Origin of the sequence: Pedobacter endophyticus, assembly GCF_015679185.1 — a bacterium.
In the GTDB taxonomy this organism is placed as follows: Bacteria; Bacteroidota; Bacteroidia; order Sphingobacteriales; family Sphingobacteriaceae; genus Pedobacter; species Pedobacter endophyticus.
The window spans coordinates 956,899-980,548 of sequence record NZ_CP064939.1 but is presented as its reverse complement, the minus strand read 5'-3'; the positions used below and the strand labels follow the sequence as shown (position 1 = coordinate 980,548).

17 protein-coding genes are annotated in these 23,650 nt (G+C 42.4%); 9 read left to right on the top strand and 8 right to left on the bottom strand.

The window, feature by feature from the left end:
* Positions 1-248: 248 nt before the first annotated feature.
* The 6 genes from IZT61_RS03915 to IZT61_RS03890 form a co-directional block, all read right to left on the bottom strand.
* The gene (locus IZT61_RS03915; RefSeq protein ID WP_196099892.1) at positions 249-3,032 is read right to left on the bottom strand and encodes an MSCRAMM family protein; all 2,784 of its coding nucleotides are present in this window, start codon (positions 3,030-3,032) and stop codon (positions 249-251) included.
* Between the two features lie 8 nt (positions 3,033-3,040).
* Complete coding sequence (locus IZT61_RS03910) at positions 3,041-4,054, bottom strand: hypothetical protein (RefSeq protein ID WP_196099891.1); 1,014 nt, start codon at positions 4,052-4,054, stop codon at positions 3,041-3,043.
* Positions 4,047-4,841 (bottom strand): fimbrial biogenesis chaperone, encoded by a 795-nt coding sequence (locus IZT61_RS03905; protein ID WP_196099890.1) that lies wholly within the window; start codon positions 4,839-4,841, stop codon positions 4,047-4,049. The genes IZT61_RS03910 and IZT61_RS03905 overlap by 8 nt, the downstream gene beginning before the upstream one ends.
* Positions 4,842-4,919: 78 nt before the next feature.
* Complete coding sequence (locus IZT61_RS03900; RefSeq protein WP_196099889.1) at positions 4,920-5,456, bottom strand: hypothetical protein; 537 nt, start codon at positions 5,454-5,456, stop codon at positions 4,920-4,922.
* A 352-nt stretch (positions 5,457-5,808) separates the two neighbouring features.
* The gene (locus IZT61_RS03895; protein ID WP_196099888.1) at positions 5,809-6,195 is read right to left on the bottom strand and encodes a hypothetical protein; all 387 of its coding nucleotides are present in this window, start codon (positions 6,193-6,195) and stop codon (positions 5,809-5,811) included.
* 573 nt (positions 6,196-6,768) lie between these two features.
* Positions 6,769-7,647, bottom strand: coding sequence for a helix-turn-helix domain-containing protein (locus IZT61_RS03890; protein ID WP_196099887.1), 879 nt, complete (start codon positions 7,645-7,647; stop codon positions 6,769-6,771).
* Between the two features lie 225 nt (positions 7,648-7,872).
* Between IZT61_RS03890 and IZT61_RS03885 the strand changes: the two genes are divergently transcribed.
* The 5 genes from IZT61_RS03885 (at position 7,873) to IZT61_RS03865 (ending at position 19,373) form a co-directional block, all read left to right on the top strand.
* Positions 7,873-10,788, top strand: a complete 2,916-nt coding sequence (locus IZT61_RS03885; protein ID WP_196099886.1) for a triple tyrosine motif-containing protein — start codon at positions 7,873-7,875, stop codon at positions 10,786-10,788.
* Positions 10,789-11,046: 258 nt separating this feature from the next.
* Positions 11,047-14,187 carry a SusC/RagA family TonB-linked outer membrane protein gene (locus tag IZT61_RS03880; RefSeq protein ID WP_196099885.1) on the top strand — a complete coding sequence of 1,047 codons (3,141 nt, stop codon included), beginning with the start codon at positions 11,047-11,049 and terminating at the stop codon, positions 14,185-14,187.
* A 10-nt stretch (positions 14,188-14,197) separates the two neighbouring features.
* Entirely contained in the window at positions 14,198-15,727 is a 1,530-nt protein-coding gene (locus IZT61_RS03875; RefSeq protein ID WP_196099884.1) for a RagB/SusD family nutrient uptake outer membrane protein, read from the top strand.
* A 472-nt stretch (positions 15,728-16,199) separates the two neighbouring features.
* Positions 16,200-17,603, top strand: a complete 1,404-nt coding sequence (locus IZT61_RS03870; RefSeq protein ID WP_196099883.1) for a glycoside hydrolase family 30 protein — start codon at positions 16,200-16,202, stop codon at positions 17,601-17,603.
* A gap of 15 nt (positions 17,604-17,618) precedes the next feature.
* Positions 17,619-19,373, top strand: a complete 1,755-nt coding sequence (locus IZT61_RS03865) for a cellulase family glycosylhydrolase (protein WP_196099882.1) — start codon at positions 17,619-17,621, stop codon at positions 19,371-19,373.
* A gap of 37 nt (positions 19,374-19,410) precedes the next feature.
* Here IZT61_RS03865 and IZT61_RS03860 read toward each other — a convergent pair whose 3' ends face one another.
* Positions 19,411-19,974, bottom strand: coding sequence for a PPC domain-containing DNA-binding protein (locus IZT61_RS03860; protein WP_196099881.1), 564 nt, complete (start codon positions 19,972-19,974; stop codon positions 19,411-19,413).
* 77 nt (positions 19,975-20,051) lie between these two features.
* On the bottom strand, positions 20,052-20,540 hold the full coding sequence (locus IZT61_RS03855; RefSeq protein WP_196099880.1) for a DUF421 domain-containing protein: 489 nt from the start codon (positions 20,538-20,540) through the stop codon (positions 20,052-20,054).
* A 186-nt stretch (positions 20,541-20,726) separates the two neighbouring features.
* On the opposite strand from IZT61_RS03855, the gene IZT61_RS03850 reads away from it, so the two are divergent.
* The 4 genes from IZT61_RS03850 to IZT61_RS03835 all read left to right on the top strand — a co-directional run bounded on the left by IZT61_RS03850 (position 20,727) and on the right by IZT61_RS03835 (position 23,596).
* Complete coding sequence (locus IZT61_RS03850) at positions 20,727-20,918, top strand: hypothetical protein (protein WP_196099879.1); 192 nt, start codon at positions 20,727-20,729, stop codon at positions 20,916-20,918.
* Positions 20,919-21,043: 125 nt separating this feature from the next.
* Complete coding sequence (locus IZT61_RS03845; protein ID WP_196099878.1) at positions 21,044-21,808, top strand: DUF72 domain-containing protein; 765 nt, start codon at positions 21,044-21,046, stop codon at positions 21,806-21,808.
* Between the two features lie 65 nt (positions 21,809-21,873).
* Entirely contained in the window at positions 21,874-22,050 is a 177-nt protein-coding gene (locus IZT61_RS03840; RefSeq protein WP_196099877.1) for a hypothetical protein, read from the top strand.
* Positions 22,051-22,447: 397 nt separating this feature from the next.
* Positions 22,448-23,596, top strand: coding sequence for a prolipoprotein diacylglyceryl transferase (locus tag IZT61_RS03835; protein WP_196099876.1), 1,149 nt, complete (start codon positions 22,448-22,450; stop codon positions 23,594-23,596).
* Positions 23,597-23,650 lie beyond the last annotated feature (54 nt).

The following is a 23,650-nucleotide window of genomic DNA, read 5'->3' as shown; positions in this document are numbered from 1 at the left end:
TCCGTAAAACCAATCCTTCAACTGACATATGATTTTTTTTTGCCTTAACTTTCAGTAGCCGTCCTTTCCTTGTGCCCCACTTGTACCGATTTTTCGGTAGCGGAACGGAAAAATCTGGCAAGGAATTAATGTAAAATCAACCTACTTCTTCCCAATGCAGCAATCATTTCGACTACAGCGTACTTGAACCAATTTTTTCGGTAGCGTGACGGAGAAATATCAACTCCGCTTTTTACAAGAAATAAAGTCTAATTTTTGAAACGCTTAATTTCAATCTTTTTCTCGCGAACCTTCAACGTTAACGTTGGTATTGTTGCTTCTTTGCCTGCCGTTACTACAACCGCTGCATTTTTACCATCATAATACACGTTTTCCGGCAACTGCGAATTGTCGGGATAAATTTGATAAGCGCCTTCGGGTAGGTGTAGAGAGTATTCTCCATTTTCTCCCGTTTTTACGGTATGGATTGAACCGCTGGCATTTTGAACCAAAAGGGTAATCCCCGCCAATGAAGCATCAGTTTGTAAGCTTTTTTGCGTATTAAAGGCGATGGCAATTTTACCAACAGCGTTGCCACTTTTTTGCATTGGCACGCTGATCTTACTATTTTTCTGATCAACATTCACTGTCAATGGGCTTATCTGGTAACCGTCTTGCATGGGCATACTCAGCTGATAGTTGCCGTAAGGTACCTTAGAATACACTATTGTGCCGTTGGCTGGAATGATGAAAATAATGCCGTTAATTAATAAAGTGCCCGAATGAGCCGCTTCTTCGCCAGCATCAAAAACGCCGTTGTGGTTATTGTCTTTAAAGAAAAAGATTTCCAGATTACCCTTTTTTCCAGGCGTTTGCTGCTTCGGAGTGGGCAGCTTTTGTGTAATTCCGGCCTGCAAACTGCTAAAAGAAGAATTAATATATGAGGTGTTGTATCGATACTGGTAAGTACTTACATAAAAGATCGTTTTTGGCGTAATTGCGTATTCGCCCTTAATGGTATAAGTGAGGTTGCTTCCGTAAAGGCCGTCGTGATAATAAATCAACCCAGCATCGGCACGCAGTTTCTTATTAAAAAAGTACTTGTAAAGCGAGGGGTTAACGCTGTAACGATAGATCTCAACCTGATTTACGGCACCATTAAAAGCCTCGGCTAAAAGAAAGTTGCCTTTTTGAACGTACGTGCTCAAGTTAAACCAGCTTCCCGACCAATTGGCATTTAAACGCAGTTGAAGTTTACTATCTCCATCAAGCCCTTTGCTTATGCCGTTATCAAGAGAGAGATACACATTTTGCTTAAAATTGGTGCTGTGCCAATTTACCGATTCATTTAACCGGTACGCCGTCATTGTACTGGTTTGTTGGTTTATTGTATTATAAATGGCACTTTCCTGATCTCTAGAGGCAGTAACTGTAATGTTCAGGTTAGTGTTTAATGGTTTGGCCCAGCCAATTTCTGCACGCTGCAAAGCATATTCTCTTTGAAAGAAAAAGGTGTTGCGCTGATAGGCAGGGTTAAAAGAGTAATAACTAAAGCCCGCCCAGATGTTTTGCGTGCCCAAATAGCGACTAATACGTTCATTGAGTTGTATTACGCCTCTTCGGATACCAGGGTAATAGCCACTAGAATAAAAATTATTGCTGCTAAAATTGAATTTTCGGTAACTGCCACTAAAATTGGTTCCCAAAGAAAGGGAGGGTTTGATGTCGGTGTGGTCAAGCAAATTCTGCGATAGCCCTGCGCCGAGGTTTACGCTCATTAAAAGATTCCGTTTATTAAATAACGAAACTGAGTTCGAAGAAAGCAAGCTTCGGCTTTGCTCTAAAGGGGCATAATCAAAAATTAATGTATTGCTATATTCGCGACCGCTGCTATCCTTTAAATTGGTTTTAACATAGGCCGAATAGCCATAATCCAAATTGTCGCCGAGTAAATTGTACGATTTTTGAACCATAGAAGCCTCAAATCGATGGTTGTCCTCGTCGTTTCTCGAGTATACTTTAACGCCCCGTCCATTAAAAAAGCTTTCGAGGTTTTCGGATATGTTTCCCGCCGTTATCCCCGCATTCTTGGTTTCATAATTGATCCACGTATTGCTCAGCAGCGGCTTATTATTGATGCTGTTCCACTGATACGCATCGACGCTGATGCCCATTACGCCGTTTCCAAGCTGGGTTGTGGCGAGGCCGTTCAGTTGCCACGACTGCGAATCGCTAAAGAGATTTTGCCCGCTAAGCGATACGTGATTGTCTACGCCTATATTAACAATGTTCTGCTGAACCTGTGCATTAACAAACTGGCGGTTAGCGGAAGCATTTTGCACATGGCAAATGCCATTGCCAAACAGTTCTCCGTTTTGATACAGCCCGGCAACGTTAATGTAAAAATTGCCCATCTGGTAAAGGTCTCTGTTGATGATTTTTGCAAATTGAACTTCCTTGCTGGCGCCCGGCGAAAGCTGAACATCTTTTTGAAGCATCTGTTTCCCCTGTCCGTTATCACCTGGAAAAGAGGCAACCACCTTTAAAACCTCTATTTGATTGCCTGCATTTCGGACCATCACCTTTACGTTAAGCGAATCGCCAACCTGCTTAAGCAAGACGCTTGGGCTCAGTATCGATAACTCAACCGCACGCTGGGGCAGCATATTTACCTTCGCTTTAAACAAGGCCACAACTTTGCCTGTGCTGTCTTCGAGCTGAAACGACATCTGGCTAATCTTGATATCGGCATTTTGAAGAACCAAAAACCTAAAGGGGTAAAAAGTATGGTCGTTTCTGGCAACATTTACCTTAATCGGCTGATCTGATACAAGACCAAATCCATTCGGTAATATGGGCGTAATTTGACCCTTAAAAGCGGCGGCGCCAGCGTTTACCCGAATGCTTAACGAAACCAGTTTTTCTGTACCGATATGGATTACGCTATCCGTGCTAATTTTCACGGCAGCATCGTCTTGCGCTTTCGCTGTTAGGCAAAAACCAAGCACCAAAAGGCTGCAATAAAAAAATGTCTTAAGGCGAATAAGTTTCATCAGCTCATTTATTGCGGAATAATCTCGTAAACGAGAATTCCGCTATAAGTATCCGGAACAGCATTGATCAGGCGGCTGTCGTTGGCCTTTGTAAAATAACGGATATGATACTTGTAGCTTACGGCGCTAGTTGTTGCTGTGCTTCCACGGCCTATGGTTTGGGCTGTTTCGGCCAGCGGAACGGTTACAGCGGCGGAAGTGGTAGCCGATGTAAGCTGTAAGTTGGCTACCGAAACCGGGAGCGTCTTGGTGCCAGCGACAAAATTAGCGCTGTTGGTACGCACTTGTATGGCATAGGGCGTAGCGGCGGTTACAATTAATCCGTTACTATAGGTTATCGAAGCACCATTTACATAATCGTTCATGGTTTTAAGTTCGAGCAGGCCCGATCGGGCATTGTCTTGTACCTGTATGGCATAGGTGGCCGCCGGGGTGTAAGTTCCATCGGGGCGAATTTGAATGCCATTTGTAGCACTGGCCCGACTAAGCTCTGCTTTTCGGCTATCGAGTAAATTAAACGCCAGGTTAAGCGAATAAGCCTGCCAGGTTTTAAGTGCATCTATGTAAGTGCCTCCTTCGATAATTACATCAACAGTAAATACGATTTGTGAATAATAATCGTACAGCCCATTTCTGATTGGGTAATTTGACGTATTAATCAGCAATGCGGTATTACCCGGAGCGCTTAAGGGAACTGCGGTGGTGCCACTGCCTATTTGTTGAAACGTAGCGCCGTTAACTGCGCTTAGCCTCAGTTTAATTTTACTATAGGGCAGCGTTTTTCCTTCAGCGTTAGTAATCGGCTGATTGAGAATAGCGCCCAAGCTCCAGTTAGAATAACTTTTGTTATTTCCCTCGAGCGTAATCTGAACCTGAAATGCATTGCTAAAGGTATGGGTTTGCGAATTGGCAATTTCCATATACATCTGGTTACTTGCGGTAAGCCGTGGCTGACAAAAGCCTGCGAATGAAGTTAAAAGCACCAACAAGGCGGTGCCAATAAAAATAATAAATCTATTCATTCTTAAACTCCAATTCTGCAAGTTTCACCGTAGCTTCATCGCCGTAATTGAGCACTGCCGAGGCTACGTATTCGCCCTTTTCGAGCGTTGTGGGTAAAGAAAAAAGTATTTCACGCTTATTATTGGGCAACGAATAGAAGATCACATCTTTCAGTGTTTGCTTTTTGCCCGTTTGTCGGTTTAATAATTCGCAGCTTGCCGTACCATCGGCCCATACGTTGCCAATATTGGCAAAGCGAAGGATCAAATCGTTCTTCAGCTTGGAAAAATTTTGGATATCCAGATTGGGATTACGTGCAACAGGCAACCGTTGGTAAAGTTTTATCCCCGTACGCACGGCTACTTTAATATTGGTGCCTTTCTGGTTTACATCATCAATTGGGTTAAGCTGGCTAACATAAAGCATGGCCGTATGCACAGCAAGCGTATCTTTTAATGATGAAGGGGGTGCCATTTGGAGCTCAACGTCGCGGTGCTCGCCCGGAGCGAGCGAAAAAAATGATGAAGGTACAATGGATACCCATTTTGCACAAGATGATGGCGTAGTGCCCGCTTCGTAAATCTCGTTATTTCCTCTTTCATCGTAAGCCCAGTCGTTTAACGAAATGCTGAGGTCGAGTGTTGAGGTTTTACTTACATTGCTTACCGTTATTTTTTGGCTCTGCTGTTGTCCTGCCGCTACAGTAAAGTAAACCCTTGGCGGGGTAACCGATAAACCGGTTTGTGCAGTTACGTGCAACGAAAGCACAAAAACTGAAAGCAAGATGATGTAAAGAGATTTTTTCATTCGGGACGATTGTAAGGGCAAATATACAAAAAAGGCAACTTCGAGAGACCTCGAAATTGCCTTGTACTAATTTTTTAATTAGTTAGCCTCGATAGTGTAGGTAACTGTAGTAGTATAAACTGTTGGGTTTTCAGTTTTGAAATATTTATCTACATATTTCTGAGAACCAGCAGCTTTGTATGTGATGTTGAAGTTTTTATTTACACTACCGGTGTTGCTTGAAATAATAGTTTGATCGGTATTGCTCAGGTTACGGGCCGTGTAAGTTGCGTTTGCCAATTGGTTGCTTGTACCTGCCAATGGGCTAATGCTAACGTCGTTTGCGTCGATGTTTGATTTTGCACCAGTTAAGGTAGCAGCTGCAGATTTAACTTTAACGATAAATGCACCTGTGCTGTATACGGTTAAGTGATCGGCCTGAGCTAAACTTACTCCGTCTGCATAATCTGCAGTAGTTTTATAATCTAAGTTAACTGTTTTTTGTGTTGGGTTAACAGTAATGGTTTGAATTGGATACAAACGAATGTTTAGGGTTGCATTGTCTGTTTGTGCCGAAGCGGTTTTACCAATGATAGAAAGAATTACTGTTGCAAAAACTAATAGGGATGATTTCATGACTAATTGATTAATTTGTTTGTTTTTTTAAAATATTTTTTATTAAGTTTGTTTTCTACTCAAACGAAAGGCTATTCAAGTCTGTCTTTCTAACGTAACATCTTTGTGGCACTCCCGAAGAATTATGACGCAAAGGTATGGTCGCTACCATCTCCAAAAAATATTAAAAATCACCTAAAAAGTATTAAAAATTACCGTTGCTATAAAAACGTCTGTATTTATTTTTAACTTATTGATAATCAGTGATTTTGTTTTTTGTGTTAGTTGTTGACAAATGTCAACAGAAGTGTATTTGTCTATCTAGTTATACTAATTTTTCGGTTTTTTGACATTTTTTTTATTATTCATAGACTTACTTTCTGCGTAAAATCCGAGTACATGCACGTAAATTTTCACTCATAGCCATAAGTAACAAATGTGGTACAGTATGTGGAGGCTGTTTCGCAACTGCAGGTGCCAGGTTATTAAATGTAGGTGCTAGGTTATTAAATGCAAGTGCCAGGTTATTAAATGCAAGTGCTAGGTTATTAAATGAAAGTGCTAGGTTATTAAATGTAAGTGCTAGGTTATTAAATGCAAGTGCTAGGTTATTAAATGCAAGTGCCAGGTTATTAAATGCAAGTGCTAGGTTATTAAATGCAAGTGCTAGGTTATTAAATGCAAGTGCTAGGTTATTAAATGAAAGTGCCAGGTTAATAAATGCAAGTGCCAGGTGGGGCTGTTCATTAAACTGTGTCAAAAAGAAAATTAATAACTTTAAACACAGGAATTATGTCAGAACAACAAATTTGTAATCTCGTCTTAGCTAATACTGGATTTGAAATCCAGAGCTAGGGGAGTCAGGATTACAAATCCTGACTAGCGGGGATGCTTCCGCAATTTGCAATCTCGTCTTAGCTAATACTGGATTTGAAATCCAGAGCTAAGGGAATCAGGATTACAAATCCTGACTAGCGGGGTTACAAATCCTGACTAACGGGGTTAAATCCGATAGCTATCGGATTTGCACTGCTTTCATAACCTCTCCCTATGAACGTTCGGGTTAAAAGCAATGCCTCTGCGTTCCCTCTCCTCGAGGAGAGGGATGTACAGACAGCGCAAAAACCACCGACATTAAAAGGGAGAGGTTTAAGACGCCAAATTTAACACTTCCGTGATTTGCAATCTTGTCCTAGCTAATACTGGATTTGAAATCTAGAGCTAGGGGAATCAGGATTACAAATCCTGACTAGCGGGGATGGCGATTTGGCATGAGCGTCGTCATCCTGATACCGATAGCTATCGGTATGATTTTAGCCTTGCGGCCAATCCCTTATTCTGCGTTTATACTGTGTTGCAGGTTTCTGTATTTTTTTGGGCTGAAGCCGGCATGCTTGGTAAAAAATGCACTGAAATTGTTTTCTTCAGTGAAGCCCATGTCGAAGCTTATTTCTTTAATGGTGAGGTCGGTATGGGCAAGTTTACTTTTCGCTTCCTCAAAAATCTTTTCCGTTACCAGTTGCTTCGCCGAGCGGCCATATATGTTGGTAATGGCTTGATTTAAGCGCCGAGGAGTTGTGTGCAGCGCATTTGCATAATAATCGAGCTTTTTTTCGTTGCGGTAATTAAGGTGAAGAAGTTCCCTAAACCGAATCGCAATTTTTTTATCTTCGAGGTTATCGAAATGAACATCTTTACTGTGCAATCCCTGCGATAAAAATGCAGATCTGATCAGCATGGCCTGCACGGCGTTATGTACAATATCGCGTACCAAAGGAGCCTGAGAACTGCGGATTAGCTTCTCTAAAAACTCAAACTGCAACGTTACATATTCAGCAATATCAATGGATGGGCTGCTTAGGTAATTTTTGCTTAAATCGAAGAATAATGGGGTGTTTTGAATAAAATAGGCATCATTCGGGCTCCGGGCATAAAAACCATAGTCGAAATAAATCACCCAAAAATCATCGTTTTCTGCATTGATAAAAGAATGAAATCGATCGGGTCCTACAAACAGAAACTGGCCTAACGGAACGGTAAACTTTTCATTCTCGATACAGTGCTGTGCATCCTCGGTAAGTGCGTACAGAATAAAGAAATACGGCCATCTTCGGGAGATGTCGATGTCTTTAATTTGGTTATTTAAAACGGATGAACGACAAACATGGATCTGGTCTTTGGTGGTAAGATCAACCCTTTCACTACTACTCATTCTTGAAACAATCTAATCACGTACAAAAGATGTACGCCGTTTGCTAAGATAGTACTTTATCAGAATTTGGATAAACATTTTTACGATTTAAAAATATAAGTTGTTGGTTTTACTAAAAGTAGTCGAAATTGTATCACATAGTTTAATAGGTAAAAACATCGGGAATTATTTGGTAGGTGGTTTAAAATTATATCTTTATAATTGTGTAAATCATGCCCTAACCAAATGATCAGATTCTTTTTTTTCCTGGTGGCTTTTTTGACCATAGAAAGCGCTGTTGCTCAAGATTTGATGGGAATACCACAAATCAAAAACTATAATAATGAGGATTATAGGGCAGGGGTTCAGAACTGGGACGTAAAGCAAGGCCGCAACGGAATTTTGTACTTCGGCAATAATGAAGGCTTACTCACTTTTGATGGGCGTTATTGGAATTTATACCGTTTACCAAATTTTACCGCTGTCCGTTCGATTGGTATCGATGCCAAAAACCGGATTTACGTTGGTGGACAAGACGAATTCGGCTATTTTTTTCCGAATGCTCAGGGCATATTGAAATACACATCGTTGCTGCATCTGCTTCCAGAAAGCGCCAGAAAACTTGCTGACATCTGGGACATTTGTGTTGCGAATGATGAGGTTTTCTTCCGATGTGGCAATGCCGTTCTTCAATATAAAAATGATGTGGTAAAACAGTACAAACCGGCAACCAGCTGGCTGTTTTTGGGCCAGGTAAATAAAACGATTTTTGCGCAGGTTAGGGGGAGCGGCTTAATGGTTTATAACCAGGGTGTTTGGAAAACATTTTGCACGGATGAAGTGTTAAAACAGGCATCGGCTACGGCGATTATGCCTTTCGGCAGCGACACTTTGCTGATATCGACATTAAAACGGGGATTATTTCTGTTCGTTAATGGAAAGCTAAGGGCTTTTAAAACAAATTTTGATCAAATTTTGCTGAACGACCGGATTTTCTTCGCCAGCGGAATCAACGCAGAGCAGTACGCGATCGGAACAACCTCTGGCGGCATGTACATCATGAATAAATCTGGCGAACTGGCGCAAAAGTATAATTACCGGGAGGGCCTGCAGAATAATAATGTTCGCGGCATCTTGCTGGATAGGGATAAAAACATCTGGCTGGCTCTGGATGATGGGGTATCTTTTGTTGCAATCAATAGCGCTGTTAAAAATATTTATCCCGACCGCAATAAGCAGGTTACGAGTTATGCTTTCAGAAAATATGATCAATCGCTTTACATCGGCACGTCTAACGGCCTTTATGTATCGAAACTTTCGTCGGAAAGCAGCGATTTAAGTTATTCGAGCTCAAATTTTGTGGAGGTTAAAAATACCAAGGGGCAGGTGTGGGGCTTAAATGAGTTTAATAACCAACTGCTTATGGCTCACGAAGATGGCACTTCGATAATAAAAGACAATGTGGCAATGCCCTTGTATGCCCTGCCCGGAACGTGGATGTTCGAGCCTCTGGAAAACGTTTACCCGATTACCGATGTCATCGCAGGAACTTACAATGGCCTGCAAAAACTTTCGTTCAGCAACAACAAGTTCAACAATCTGGGTAAAATTGAGGGCCTAACGGAAACCCTGCGCTTTATTGTAGCCGATAACAATAACCCTGATATGATCTGGGCATCGCATCCTTATCATGGCGTTTACAAAATTGTTATGAGTCCGGACCATAAAAGTGTGCTAAGCACCAAAATGTATACGGATAAGGATGGGTTGCCGCTAAAGCTGTACAATTATGTTTATCGAATAAAAAACCGGGTGGTTATTGCCACCGTTAAAGGGATTTACGAGTTTAATGCAAGTAAAAACAGGTTTGTGCGACTAAAGATGTTAGGAAACGCGTTGAATCAAACCTCGATACAATACCTGAAAGAAGATAACGAGGGCAACATTTGGTTTGTAAGCAACAAAAAGGTGGGCGTTATCGATTTTAGCAGACCGGCAAAGGGCAGGGCCTTTAGCATAATTTATTTGCCTCAGCTTGATGGTAAAGTGGTGGGTGGCTTTGAATCCATTTATGTTTTGGATAGCAAGAATATATTTATTGGCGCCAATAAAGGGGCTTACCATATTAATTATAGTAAATACATTCAGAATATAACCCGGCCCAATGTTGTGCTCAGTACCGTTAAGTTGGAGGGTAAAACCGATAGCCTTGTTTTTGGTGGTTATTTTGTGAAAAACGATTCGATAACTGACAAACAAGACCGCTCAAAAATACCGGTATACACCTACAATTTGAACTCCATTCATTTTGAGTTTTCATCGACCATTTTCGAGCACGATAAAAACCTGAATTTCAGTTACCAGTTAAAGGGTTTTGATAACGAATGGTCGGTTTGGAGCAACAAAAGAGAGAAAGGTTATACGAATTTACCGGCTGGATGCTATACGTTTAACGTAAAGGCACGAGCCGAAACAGGTAACGAATCGAAAGTGGTAAGCTACACTTTTGAAATTTTGCCCGCATGGTACAATACTATTTGGATGAAAATGATTTATATCGCCTTAATTTTGCTGGTTGTTGTTTTGATAATCAAGTGGCAAAAAGGAAAACATAAAAAAGAGCAGGCCCGAATGACGTATCTGCACCAGTTAGAGCTGGAACGGAATGAAAAAGAAATTGTAAGGCTTCAAAATGAAAAATTGGAAGCGGATGTAAATTATAAGAATAAAGAACTCTCTACAATGACCTTACACCTGGTACAACGCGGAAGGGTGCTGGCCAAAATTAAGGAGGTAATTTCTACGGTGGTAAAAAACCACGATATAAACGAAAGCTCGCCGAGTTTTAGGCACCTTATTCGGTTGATTCGGGATGTTGAAAAGAAAGATCAGGAACTGGATCATCCAAGTGTGCATTTTAGCCATCTAAATACCGAATTCTTCAACAAACTCAAACATCAGTTTCCTGAGCTGAGCCAGAACGACCTGAAGTTTTGCGCCTACTTATCGATGAATCTTTCATCAAAAGAAATGGCACAACTGATGAATGTTACTATCAAGGCGGTAGAAGTTGGCCGATATCGCCTGAGAAAAAAGCTTCACCTTAAGCCCGAAACCAATCTGTACGAATTTTTAACCGATATTTCGAACCACCGGGCCTAGTAAACCTATGCTTTTGTCACATTTTCAGTTTAATGGGCCAGGTTTTGCATGTATCTGATTTTTAGCAGCTTAAAATCTGTGTGTAGGGCTGATGTAGGGCCGTATTTCTCCATTTTCTGAGTAAAAAAGGGCTTTTGTATGGTTCGTGTAGTAGCCGCAAATTGTGCTAATTTTTTTTCCGTCTATAGATTTGATTTTAGGATTTGGCCACCCAGCCGAATACTCAATTAACCAAATATTAACCTAAAACTAATTTCTATGAGAAGAAGATTTACGATCGTATTCTTCGTGTGCTGTATCCTGGCATTTCCACTTACTTTGTTGGCGCAGGACATTCCAGTTACAGGAAAAGTAACGGATGAAAAGGACGGTATGCCCTTACCAGGTGTTACTGTAAAACTCGATGGCACTTCGCGAGCGGCATCAACAGATGCTAATGGTGTTTTTTCTATTCAAGCCCCCGTTGGCGGTACACTTACGCTAAGCTTAATTGGCATGGCGGCCAAAAAAGTAACTGTTCCGGCCGGAGGAAGAATTAATGTGGCCCTTTCGGCAAGTACACAAGATTTAACCGATGTAGTTATTATCGGGTATGGTGTTCAAAAGAAAAGCGTGGTAACTGGAGCAATCTCCAGTGTAAGGGCGGCCGACCTGGAAAACCAACCGACTACCACTCGTTTAGAGCAGGCATTACAAGGCCGTACGTCGGGTTTAACAATTGCTGCCCAATCTGGTCAGCCCGGTTCAGCAGCAACGGTTCGGTTAAGGGGTTTCACCTCGTTCGGTGGTAAAAACGATCCTTTGTGGGTTATCGACGGCGTTGTGGTGGATAATGGCGGTATTGGCTATTTAAATCAGGCCGATATCGAATCGATTGAAGTATTAAAAGATGCAGCCTCCGCGGCCATTTATGGCGCAAGGGCGGCGTCGGGTGTAATTTTGGTAACCACTAAAAAAGGTAAGCTCGGCAGAGTTTCGTTAAGTTACAATGGATATTATGGCATTGCCAATGCGGCTAAAAAACTAAACCTGCTGAACGCCACCGAATATGCAACTTTAAGAAACGAAGCTTACACCAACGATTTTGTTTCGGGAACATTTACATTGCCTTATCCAAATCCGGAGTCGCTGGGTGAGGGAACCGATTGGCAATCGTATGTTTTTAACGATAATGCCGCACGCCAGAATCACGAACTGTCGATTAGCGGGGGCAACGAGAAATCGACTTTTTATTTATCTGCAGGCTATTTTAAAATCGATGGTATTGTGGCGAAAGAGGTTTCGAAATTTAACCGGGCAAACATCCGGATCAACTCTCAACACAAGTTGTACAATTGGTTAACCATTGGAGAAAACCTGGGTTACAGCCATGCTATTACCAATGCGGTAGGCAATACAAACAGCGAATTCGGCGGTCCGTTAAGTTCCGCAATCAATTTAGATCCGATTACGCCCGCCATTATTACCGACCCGGCCGTAGCAGGTGCCGCACCTTACAGCACGCAACCTGTTTTCAGAGATCAATTCGGTAATCCTTACGGCATTTCGACACGGGTAGCGCAGGAAATTACGAATCCACTTGGCGATATCCGCAGAAGAATTGGTAACTACAGCTGGGACCACAACATTGTTGGAAACGCTTTTTTAGAAGCGGAACCGATTAAAGGCTTGCGTTTCCGATCAACACTGGGCTCTAAACTGGCCTTTTATGGTAGCGACGGTTTTAACCCGATTTACTATTTAAACTCATCAACGTCAAATACCCGAACACAATTTGCGAGAAACATCAATTACATAATTACCTATAACCTCGAAAACACATTGACGTATACCCGATCGTTGGGCAACCACAATTTGAGTTTATTACTTGGTCAGGGCTCGTACAGCGATGGTTTCAGCCGAAGCGTAAGTACCACTTTCTATGATGTTCCGGCGCAGGATTTTTACTCGGCATCGATGCGGTTTAAGCCCGTTGCCGCCAATAGAACTTCAGATGGCAGCGAAGGAACTGATCATAAAGTGTTCTCGTTGTTTTCTCGTTTAACGTATGATTATAAAGAGAAATATCTGTTTTCGGCCTTAATCAGACGAGATGGTTCATCGCGCTTCGGTGCAAACAATAAATACGGATATTTTCCTTCTGCACAAATTGGGTGGGTACCTACAAAAGAAGATTTCTTTCCGCAAAACAATATTGTAAACTTCTTAAAAATCAGAGGAAGTTATGGCGTTACTGGTAACGATGGAATTGGCGATTTTGCTTATGTGCCACTCGTTGGCAGCGGCAGAAATTACACTTTCGGAAACGAGAACATTGTAAATATCGGCTACAGCCCGGCTGCTTCGGCAAATCCGGATTTGAAGTGGGAAGAAACACGTCAAACCAATATTGGTATCGACGCCACGTTATTTAATAACCTTACCCTCGTGCTCGATTGGTATAAAAAGAAAACCGTAGGTATTCTTCAAAACCCGCCCGTACCCGGTTATATCGGTAGTGGTAGCCCGGCAGCAAATATTGCCGATATGTCTAACTCAGGTTTCGAATTCGAACTCGGCTATCGTCAAAAATTTGGTGAGTTTAATTTTGGCATCAGTGGCAACGGCTCGTTCTTGAAAAATACAATCGACAAATTAAGTCCGGGCGTCAACTTTATCGATGATAGTCAGGCCACTTTTCAAACGCTGGGCAACATTACTCGCACCCAAATTGGCCATTCTTATAATGAGTTTTACGGCTATGTAAATGAGGGTATTTTTCAAAGTCAGGCAGAAATAAATGCCTACAAAGGTCCTAACGGCACCATTTTGCAGCCGTTAGCCAAGCCGGGCGATGTTAAGTTTGCCAACCTGAACAACGATGAGGTGATTGATGTTAACGACAGGGATTTTATTGGCAACGGCCTGCCGAAATTTACTTATGGCATTACCTTAAACCTATCTTACCGCAATTGGGATTTGGTTGCCTTTGGCAGCGGTGTTGCCGGAAACATGATTTTTCAGGGCTTGAGACGTCTGGACATTCCGAATGCAAACTATCAAACGTCGCGATTAAACCGTTGGACGCCCACAAACCCGTCAACTACACAACCGCGTTTAACCGATGCAGATCCTAACAAGAACTTAACGAAATTCTCATCGCTCTATCTCGAAAAGGGCGATTACTTTAGAATGAGGACTTTTCAGATTGGTTACACCTTGCCGAAAACTATTGTAAGCAAAGTTGGCCTGCAAAAATTTAGAGTGTATGTACTATCAGAAAATTTATTTACGGTAACAAAATATACAGGCTACGATCCGGAGCTGGGGTCTAACAACAGTGGAAACGCTTTCAGTATCGACAGGGGTTTATATCCTCAGGCTCGCTCTTTTGTATTTGGTATCAATGCTAATTTTTAATAGAATTAAAATGAAAAGAAAAATAACTTACGCAATTGTAATCCTGGCTGGGCTACAATTATTCGGGGGCTGTAAAAAATACTTGGAAATAAGTCCGCAGGAGCGTATTCTGCTCGATAATTATTATAAAACACCAGCCGAGGCTAAAGCTGCACTGGTGGCTATTTATGATCGTTTTGGTTTCCAAACTGGCGGTTTGTACGATAAAGTGGCCATTATGTGTGCTGCTTCTGACGATCAGATTGCCGGCGGCGGCGGGCCTTCAGATATTAACGATTTGCAGGTGGTAAACAACTTCACTTTAAATGCAACCACGGGCCCGCAAGGTTATCTTTGGAACAAGGGCTACGCTGGCATTTTTAGAGCTAATGTTTTTCTTTCCAAAATTGGCGATATAAATATGGATGCTACTACCAAGGCCAGCTACATTGCGGAGGCAAAAACGCTGCGGGCAATATTCTATTTCGATTTGGTACGCTTCTTTAAAAATATTCCCTTGCTTACGTCAGCTGTCGATCCCAAGGAGATTTATAATGTAGTGCAAGCACCGCCAGCTGAGGTGTATGCACTCATCGAAAAAGATTTGACCGAAGCCATTCCCGGTCTTCCCAATACCGTTGTTGCCCGTACCGATGGTGGTCGTATTACCAAGGGCGCTGCACAGGCTATGCTTGGCAAGGTGTATTTGTGGCAAGGAAAAAACGCACAGGCCGCAGAACAACTGGCCATTGTTAATGGTGCCACGCCGGGGCAGCCAAACGCAGTTTACGGTTACAGATTGTTACCAAATTTTGGCGATTTGTTTAAGGTGGCTAACAAATTTAACAGCGAATCTATATTAGAAATTGTACACGCCAACTCGTCAAATGGTGGCTGGGGCGATGCAGGTGCTTCGGAAGGAAACTTGTTGAACATTATTGTTGGACCTCGTGGTTATAAGCCCGGTCCGGGTGCGCCCGATTACTATTCGGGATACAGTTTCTTGTTGTTTACTAAAGAATTCTTCGATTTCATCCATTTCGACCCACGTAATAAGGCGACGGTTGCTAATTTAGACAGCCTCGAGAAAAACGGCATTGCAACCTACGAAAAAGGCTATCAGAATACGGGCTACTTTTTAGAAAAAACCATCGGCAGGGTAGCAGACAAAGCACCAACCGGTCAAACAGAATTGAATTTTCCTCAAAATTCTTACGAGATCCGTTTGGCAGATACGTATTTATTAGAGGCCGAGGCACTATTGAATAACAACGCCGCGGTTGGCGCCGGAAGCCGTGCTTACCAGTTGTTAAATGCAGTGAGGGCACGTGTCGGCCTAAACCCTGTGGCGGTAACGCTCGATAATATTATCAGAGAACGAAGACTGGAGCTCGCGGGCGAAGGACACCGTTTCCTCGACCTCGTGCGGTGGGGCAAAGCGGCAACAGTTTTAGCTTATAAAGGCTTCAAATCGGGTAAAAACGAGATATTTCCAATTCCTCAAGCCGAGTTGGCCAATACCAAGCTGGAACAGAATAAAGAATATGGAGGGACTAAGTAGTTGCATTAGTGGACGCTAGGGTTTAAGAGCTCTCCTGCCGACGCTTTTAAGCGGGGACTTCTAGAAAAGGTCGTCATTTCGAGCGCAGCCGAGAAATCTCTATCTAAGGTTCAAATCCGAAAAGTAATTTAAGTTACATAGCAATCCCTTTGGGACATCTGTAACCTACTCTTACCGTCCTTGCCCACTCGCTCGCCCTCTTTTGGCACTGGGGTTTTGGCGTTCTGCATCCGATAGCTATCGGATTCATCGCTTGGGGATCCTTCCGTTACACTCAGGATGACAGCGTTAATAAACCTGTCATCCTAACTCCTTTATTTTTTCAAAAAACTGCCCTCTGAGGATGACGACGCTTTTCAGAGGAGGACACATAGAAAAGGTCGTCATTTCGAGCGCAGCCGAGAAATCTCTATCTAAGGTTCAAATCCGAAAAGTTATTTAAGTTAGATACAATCATTTTAATACCATCTGCATGTTGAAACATAAAATCCCTATTTTAATAACAGCCATTCTCTTTAATTTTTTCAGCCCTGTTTTTGCCCAAAAGTTGGTTGAACAGTGGCTTACGAAGGCAGATCGATCGGCTTTGTTTGCTTTGCAGGATGAGAAGCTAAGTTTTACTGCCACCCGAAACAACCTGCCGGCAATAGTAGTTGATGATGACGAAAAATTTCAGTCGATTGATGGTTTTGGTTTTGCATTAACCGGTGGAAGCGCACAGCACCTTGTTAAAATGTCGGCGCCGGCCCGGGCAAAATTATTGAACGAGCTTTTTGGTGTTGATGGAAACAATATCGGCGTAAGCTACATTCGTTTAAGTATTGGGGCCTCAGATTTGAACGAGAAAGTTTTCTCCTACAACGATCTGCCGGAAGGAGAAACAGATTTAAACCAGTCGAAATTTGATTTGGGCCCCGATAAACTTGATGTGATTCCGGTAATGAAGGAAATATTGACTATTAACCCCGCCATAAAAATTATGGGTTCTCCGTGGTCGCCTCCGTTGTGGATGAAAACCAGTTACGACGCCCGGGGCGGCATGTTGAAGCCAGAATGTTATGCTGCTTATGCCAAATACTTTGTGCGCTACATTCAGGAAATGAAAAACGAGGGCATCACTATCGATGCGATTACGGTACAAAATGAGCCACTGCACCCGGGTAATAACCCCAGTTTATTGATGGTTGCGCCAGATCAGGCCAGCTTTATTAAAAACCATCTAGGCCCGGCTTTTCGAAAGGAAAATATTAAAACGAAGATCATTATTTACGATCACAATGCGGACCGGCCCGATTATCCGATCAGTATTTTTGATGATCCGGAGGCCAGTAAATATATTGATGGTTCGGCCTTTCATCTTTACGGTGGTAAAATCGAAGCGTTAACGGATGTTCACACGGCGCATCCTGATAAGAACATTTATTTCTCTGAGCAAATGGTGGTTGAACCGCCTAACGTCAAAACCATTGCCATTGCCAATCCGGTGGCGCGGCTTATTATCGGCGCAACGCGAAACTGGAGCCGAAACGTACTGGAATGGAACCTGGCTGCCGATCCTGAAAATAAGCCTTATACAGATAGGGGAGGGTGCTCCATGTGTCAAGGGGCGGTAACCATAAACGGCGATGAATACACCAAAAATCTGGCGTATTATTCTGTTGCCCATGCTGCTAAATTTGTGCGTCCCGGCGCCGTACGCATCGGCTCGAACAATCTGAGCAATCTGCCGAATGTTGCGTTTAAAACGCCCGGCGGTAAAAAAGTACTCATTGTAAGTAACCGATCTAAAGAGGTCTTAGCGTTTAATATCAGCTACAATGGCAAAAACCTTGTTACGAGCCTCGATGAAGGCGCAGTAGCAACCTATATTTGGTAATTAAATCACAAAATCATGTCTCGATCATATTCAGTTCTTTTCATTTTACTATGCAGCATCTTTAGTTTAAAAGGGTTTAGTCAAGGTTTTTTAAAAGTCGATGGCAAGAAAATCGTTGATGAAAAAGGCAACAACATCTTGCTTCGCGGGGTTGGTTTGGGCGGCTGGATGCTGCAGGAAGGGTACATGTTAAAAATTAACAAGGAAGCGCAGCAATATCGAATACGCGAACGTATAACGGCGTTGATGGGACCGAAGCAAACGCAAGAGTTTTATGATGCCTGGCTATCAAACCATATGCGCAAAATCGACGTAGACTCGATGAAACGTTGGGGGTTTAACTCCATTCGCTTGCCAATGCACTATAACCTGTATACGCTGCCCGTTGATGAAGAACCGGTACCGGGTAAAAATACGTGGCTCGAAAAAGGATTTGCACTTACAGATAGCTTACTCGCCTGGTGCAAGGCGAACCAAATGTATCTGATTTTAGATTTACATGCTGCGCCCGGCGGTCAGGGGAATGATTTAAATATCGCCGATCGAAACCCTTCAAAACCTTACTTATGGAATAGCGAGGCCAACCAGCAAAAAACCATTGCACTTTGGAAAAAACTTGCCGAGCGATATAAAAACGAGCACTATATTGGAGCTTACGATATCCTGAACGAGCCAAATTATGGTTTTCAAAATCCTGATGAAGATAAAAATGGAACGAAGGAAAAACTGAATGCACCGCTCAGGAAGCTGATGGTAGAGATTACAAAGGCCATTCGTGAAGTAGACCAAAACCACATTGTGATTATTGAAGGAAACGGTTGGGGGAATAACTACAACGGCATTTTCCCGCTATGGGATAACAATATGGTTTTAAGTTACCACAAATACTGGAATTTTAACGATCAGGCATCGATTGGGCATATTATAAAGGCCCGGGATGAACAAAATGTTCCTGTTTGGCTTGGGGAAACGGGCGAGAACTCGAACGTTTGGTTTACAGACGCGATTCAACTGCTCGAAAAGAACAACATTGGCTGGTCGTGGTGGCCACTGAAAAAGATTGGTTCTAACAATCCCATGGAAATTAAATCTAACCCGAATTACGATGCATTGGTGCGGTACTTAAATAATGGCGGCAACAGACCGAAAGATAGCAATGTGTATAGCGGCTTAATGGAACTGGCCATTTATTCGAGATTAGAAAATACAATCATTCACAGGGATGTAATTGATGCAATGATTCGCCAGCCTTTTAGCAATGAGACCAAGCCTTATAAACAGAATTTGATAAAAAATGGAAGTATTATTTACGCAGTCGATTACGATTTAGGACGAAACGGACAGGCATATTTTGATCATGATACAGCCGATTATCATGTGTCCACAGGAAAAAGATCGGTAGGTAACAGCGGCCGGATTTACAGAAACGACGGAGTAGATATTGCCAAAGATTCTACACAGTACGAAAAATATTATGTAACCAGAATTGAAACAGGAGAGTGGCTGCAATATACCGTTAACGTTGCCAAAGCGGGCAAGTACAGCTTAAGCATTAATGCCGCCGCAAATACCGACTCAGGAGCGATTACATTGCATATTGATGGAAAACCGATTGCAGCGCAGATCAAGATTGCCAAAACAGAAAGTGAAAAGAAATTTGATTCATTTGTTGTGCAGAATATTCCGCTTAAAAAAGGGGTACAGAAGGTTAAGGTTTTAATTGATAACGGCGGGTTTAACCTTGCGTATCTTCAGTTTGTAAGGGAGTAGCTTGTTGTAATGATTTCATTTGTCTTTCAGATGTAATTCATTTTTCCTGATCAGGATTGATAAAGGCGGCGCCAAACTCCGGATCGAGCTTTTTGTAAAGTGCTGTGGGTTCCGTTGTAATCACCAGTTCCATTGTTGGCCCAATAATCAGTTCCAAAAGATGACCGCCATGCACAATACCATCGCTTGTTGCGGCACTGAAATGCGTATGAGCAACAGGCTTTCCGTTGAATATTGCAATGTCGCCAATAAACGACGTAATTTCTGCCGTATCGATTGGGATAATTTTAAATTCTTTTCGTTTGTAATCGTACCAGCCTGCTTTTGCAGAAATTGCATCGCCGATAGCGGTATAATGTGCACTTTTTACGTTGTACTTCTGGGCAAACTCCGTCAATCCCGATACCACTTCATCCCCTTTAGAAAAAATTACCATGTACGTTTTCGCCTGGCCATTGGTACTGAGCAGTTTTACTTTCATTTTTGGTGCCCTGCCCAGTTCCACTGGCTTTGTTGGCGATACATACTGCTGCGCCTTAACCTGAAAAATACAGGTGCACAGTAAAACTGAAAGGCAAATGCTAAAAGTGCTGATTTTCATAACATCGATTTTAGGTATAACTACTATAAAAGGAACATTGTTTTGACTGAACGATCATTGCCTTGCCCATTCAAAGCCTACGAATGAATCAAAATGCTGATGCGGCCGTTCCGTTCCATATAAATGCGGTCAATTTTGGTCAATTCATCAGTGTGCAGGGTGTTGCGCACCTGTTCTATAATCTCGTCGCGACCAATTAACCCCTTTTTTAATGCTTCATTTAAAAATTTACCATTGCTGTAAAGTAGAATCCGCCGACCAGATATCAAACGGCCAAACAGCGGATGAGCGCTGGTTAACCAGGCCAATAACCGATGCAGGATTACGATGAGCAGACTGGAGACAATGATCGGAAGAAACGGAGAGGCCCCAACAACGCCCCGGCTCAGGATGGCGCCCAACAAAATAACAATGATATTATCAAGCGGACTTCGTAAAGCAAACGACCTTCGTCCAGAAATTCGAATAAGGACATAAGCCAATAAGAAAACAATTAGCGCCCTTACACACATTTGCAATGAAGATAGATCCTTTCCATGTCCGATGAGTTCTGCTACAGTTTCCATGAGAGTAATTCATTTGTTTCCGCTTAATCAACATCGTTTGCCGCTTTTTGGTTTGGCTGGCCTTGCTTACACCATCAGGTGGAGATCAATAAGTTTTTAAAACCTTTTCTTTTTCTGTATGGTTCTTTTAACATCTTAGCGTTAAGCTGAGCATTTTTTAAATGATTTAACTAAACATAAATAACAATGAAAGTACTGAGAACCTATTCAATAATGGCACTATTGGCTTCAAGCTTAGCGATTGCTTGCACAAATCCATCAGATCGGGTGGTTAAGGGCAATTCTTACAAAGATGAAGAAGATACGACCAAAAAGAAAAAAGATTCCATTCAGCCACAGGAGCGTGTAAACCCCGAAGATACCATCCGCAGGTACTAAAGCGGACTCCAAATGCAGCGGATGCTACTTAAATGCCTCCAGCTAATGAAGCTAGGCTGCCTCAAAACAGAGCCTAATTTTTGCTTTGGTCGAAAACCTTTTCCATGTCATTTGGTTGAAGGGATATGGAAAATACGACTGAAAATTTGTATTTGGGAACAAGCGGACTGGTATTACCCGTACCCAATAAAAGCTTTTATCCCGACGAGTTTAAGGCAACATCGAGGTTAACCTACTACGCCTCGTTGATGAACAGTATAGAAGTAAACAGCAGTTTTTACAAAATCCCGCAGGCGACGACAGTAAAAAGATGGGCGACAGAAGTACCCTCGCGTTTCCGTTTCACTTTTAAGCTGTTCAAAGGAATTACACATTGTCCAAACCTTGAGTTTGACCCATCGTTAGTGGCTGATTTTATGACGGCTATATCGCACGTCGAAAACAAATCGGGTTGCATTCTGGTACAATTTCCACCAAGCGTAAAGATCAGGCACCTTTTACCGATTTACAGGTTGATACAAACATTAAAAGAAGACGAGCGATCGTCGGCATGGAAGATTGCATTTGAATTTCGCGATGAATCGCTGTACGTTGAAGAAATTTACGATGAATTAAACGACGCCGGATTCATTTGTGTATTGCATGATAAAGGCAAGGCGTCGAGCCCTTTGCAGGCGGCCGCAGGAGCAGACGCTATTTATCTTCGTTTTCACGGCCCTGATGGAAACTATCGGGGAACTTACTCAGACGAGGTACTGTATGAGTATGCCGGCTACATCAATGAGTGGCTGGCCGAAGAAAAAAAGGTTTTTGTTTATTTCAACAATACCATGGGAGCAGCTTATCAAAACTTAAAATCTATCCAACAATACGTCGAGAATTACGATTAAATCGTTCAAATACCCGAAACAATGCCCAAACAAATCGTGTTATCAAATAAAAAACACTTACCGATATGAATACAGATCCAAGAGAAAACGAACAGGACGACGATAACAGTCAATTAAAAAACAGTCCGAACCAGCAAGAAGATGCTGATGATAACGATGTGCAACGCGGCCTCACCGGCGAAATAGACGATGAAGAAGACGTAAGCGGCGATTTGGCAGGAAACGCCGGTGGCAATACCTAAACTACGGCTCAGTTTAAACAACAGCCTAACCGGCACCCGGGTATAGTTCTGATAAAGACTGTTTCGGGTGACCGGCCAATTTCCACGCTCAATACCACTATTTATGTTCACTATTCCTTTCCGGTGAAGCCATTGCCGCTAAGCCACCGAAAAAACCCGTAGTCTCCGCTCATACAGTTATCTTGCTCCAACAATCTTTGCTATTCACTCAATCCGGTTTTCAAAGCATCGTGCTTATCCCATTTTTTCAACTTAAGATATTAGCTTGCATGTCGTCCATCATTTAAATTGCAAATATGGTGATTATTGCATTTTTAGGGCAAACCTTTGATTTTAGCGTCATTTTAAGCCTTTAGTCTCTCAACTTTCTTTGCTATCTTCGCAACAAATTATTTGTATGTTTCCTACTGTATCGCACTTTTTAGAGTATCTTTTTGGCATCAATTTACCCCTGCCATTTAACACGTTTGGCGTTTTTGTAGCGTTGGCGTTCGTTGCAGGTTATTGGGCGTTTACACAAGAGTTAAAGCGTAAAGAGGCTTTAGGTATTTTGCATCCAATTAAAAAGATGATTACCATAGGCAAGCGGGCAACAACCACCGAGCTCATTACCAACGGTATTTTTGGCTTTGTAATCGGCTACAAGCTCGTTTACGCCCTGGTAAACTATCAAATGTTTGTAAGCGATGCCCAGGGCATTTTAATGTCGGCAAAAGGAAACGTTCTTGGCGGTCTGTTCTTCGCAGGGTTGTTTGCCTATTGGGACTACAAGGAAAAAGATAAAAATAAGCTCGATAAACCTAAAGAGGTACAGGTAACCGTTCACCCTTACCAAATTATGAGCAATTTAATTGTTTGGGCTGCAATTTGGGGCTTTTTAGGTGCTAAGTTTTTCGATAATCTGGAGTATTGGGACGATTTTGTTCAACATCCGATAGAGCGATTACTGTCTTTTAGTGGATTGACATTTTACGGCGGATTGATTTGCGGAGGTGCTGCGGTATTGATCATTGCCAAAAGAAATGGTATAAAACCTCTGCATATGCTCGATGTGGGCGGCCCCGGAATGATGCTTGCGTACGCTGTTGGCCGTATAGGCTGTCACTTATCGGGCGATGGCGATTGGGGAATAGTCAATCCCAATCCGAAACCGTTCACGTGGTTGCCAGACTGGCTATGGTCGTACAAATATCCAAACAATGTGGTAGGCGAGGGCATTCCTATACCGGGCTGCACAGGCAAGTTTTGTAATGAGCTGGCTCAGGGTGTTTACCCTACGCCAATTTATGAAGTGATTGTTTGTTTGCTGTTGTTCGCTTTTCTTTGGAGCATCAGAGATAACATAAAAGCACCCGGACTGATGTTTGGAATCTACATGATATTAAACGGAATTGAGCGTTTCTGCGTCGAACTGATCAGGGTGAACTCAAAATACCACGTCTTTGGCCTTTCATTCACTCAAGCGGAAATGATTTCCCTGTTTCTGGTTATCGGCGGGATTGCCTTAAGCGTCTATGCCTTAAGAAATAAGAACGAACTGGCCTAAGCATTGCGCATAATTTCATATTTATGCCAACAACCTTAATCGGTTTTTTGTTAA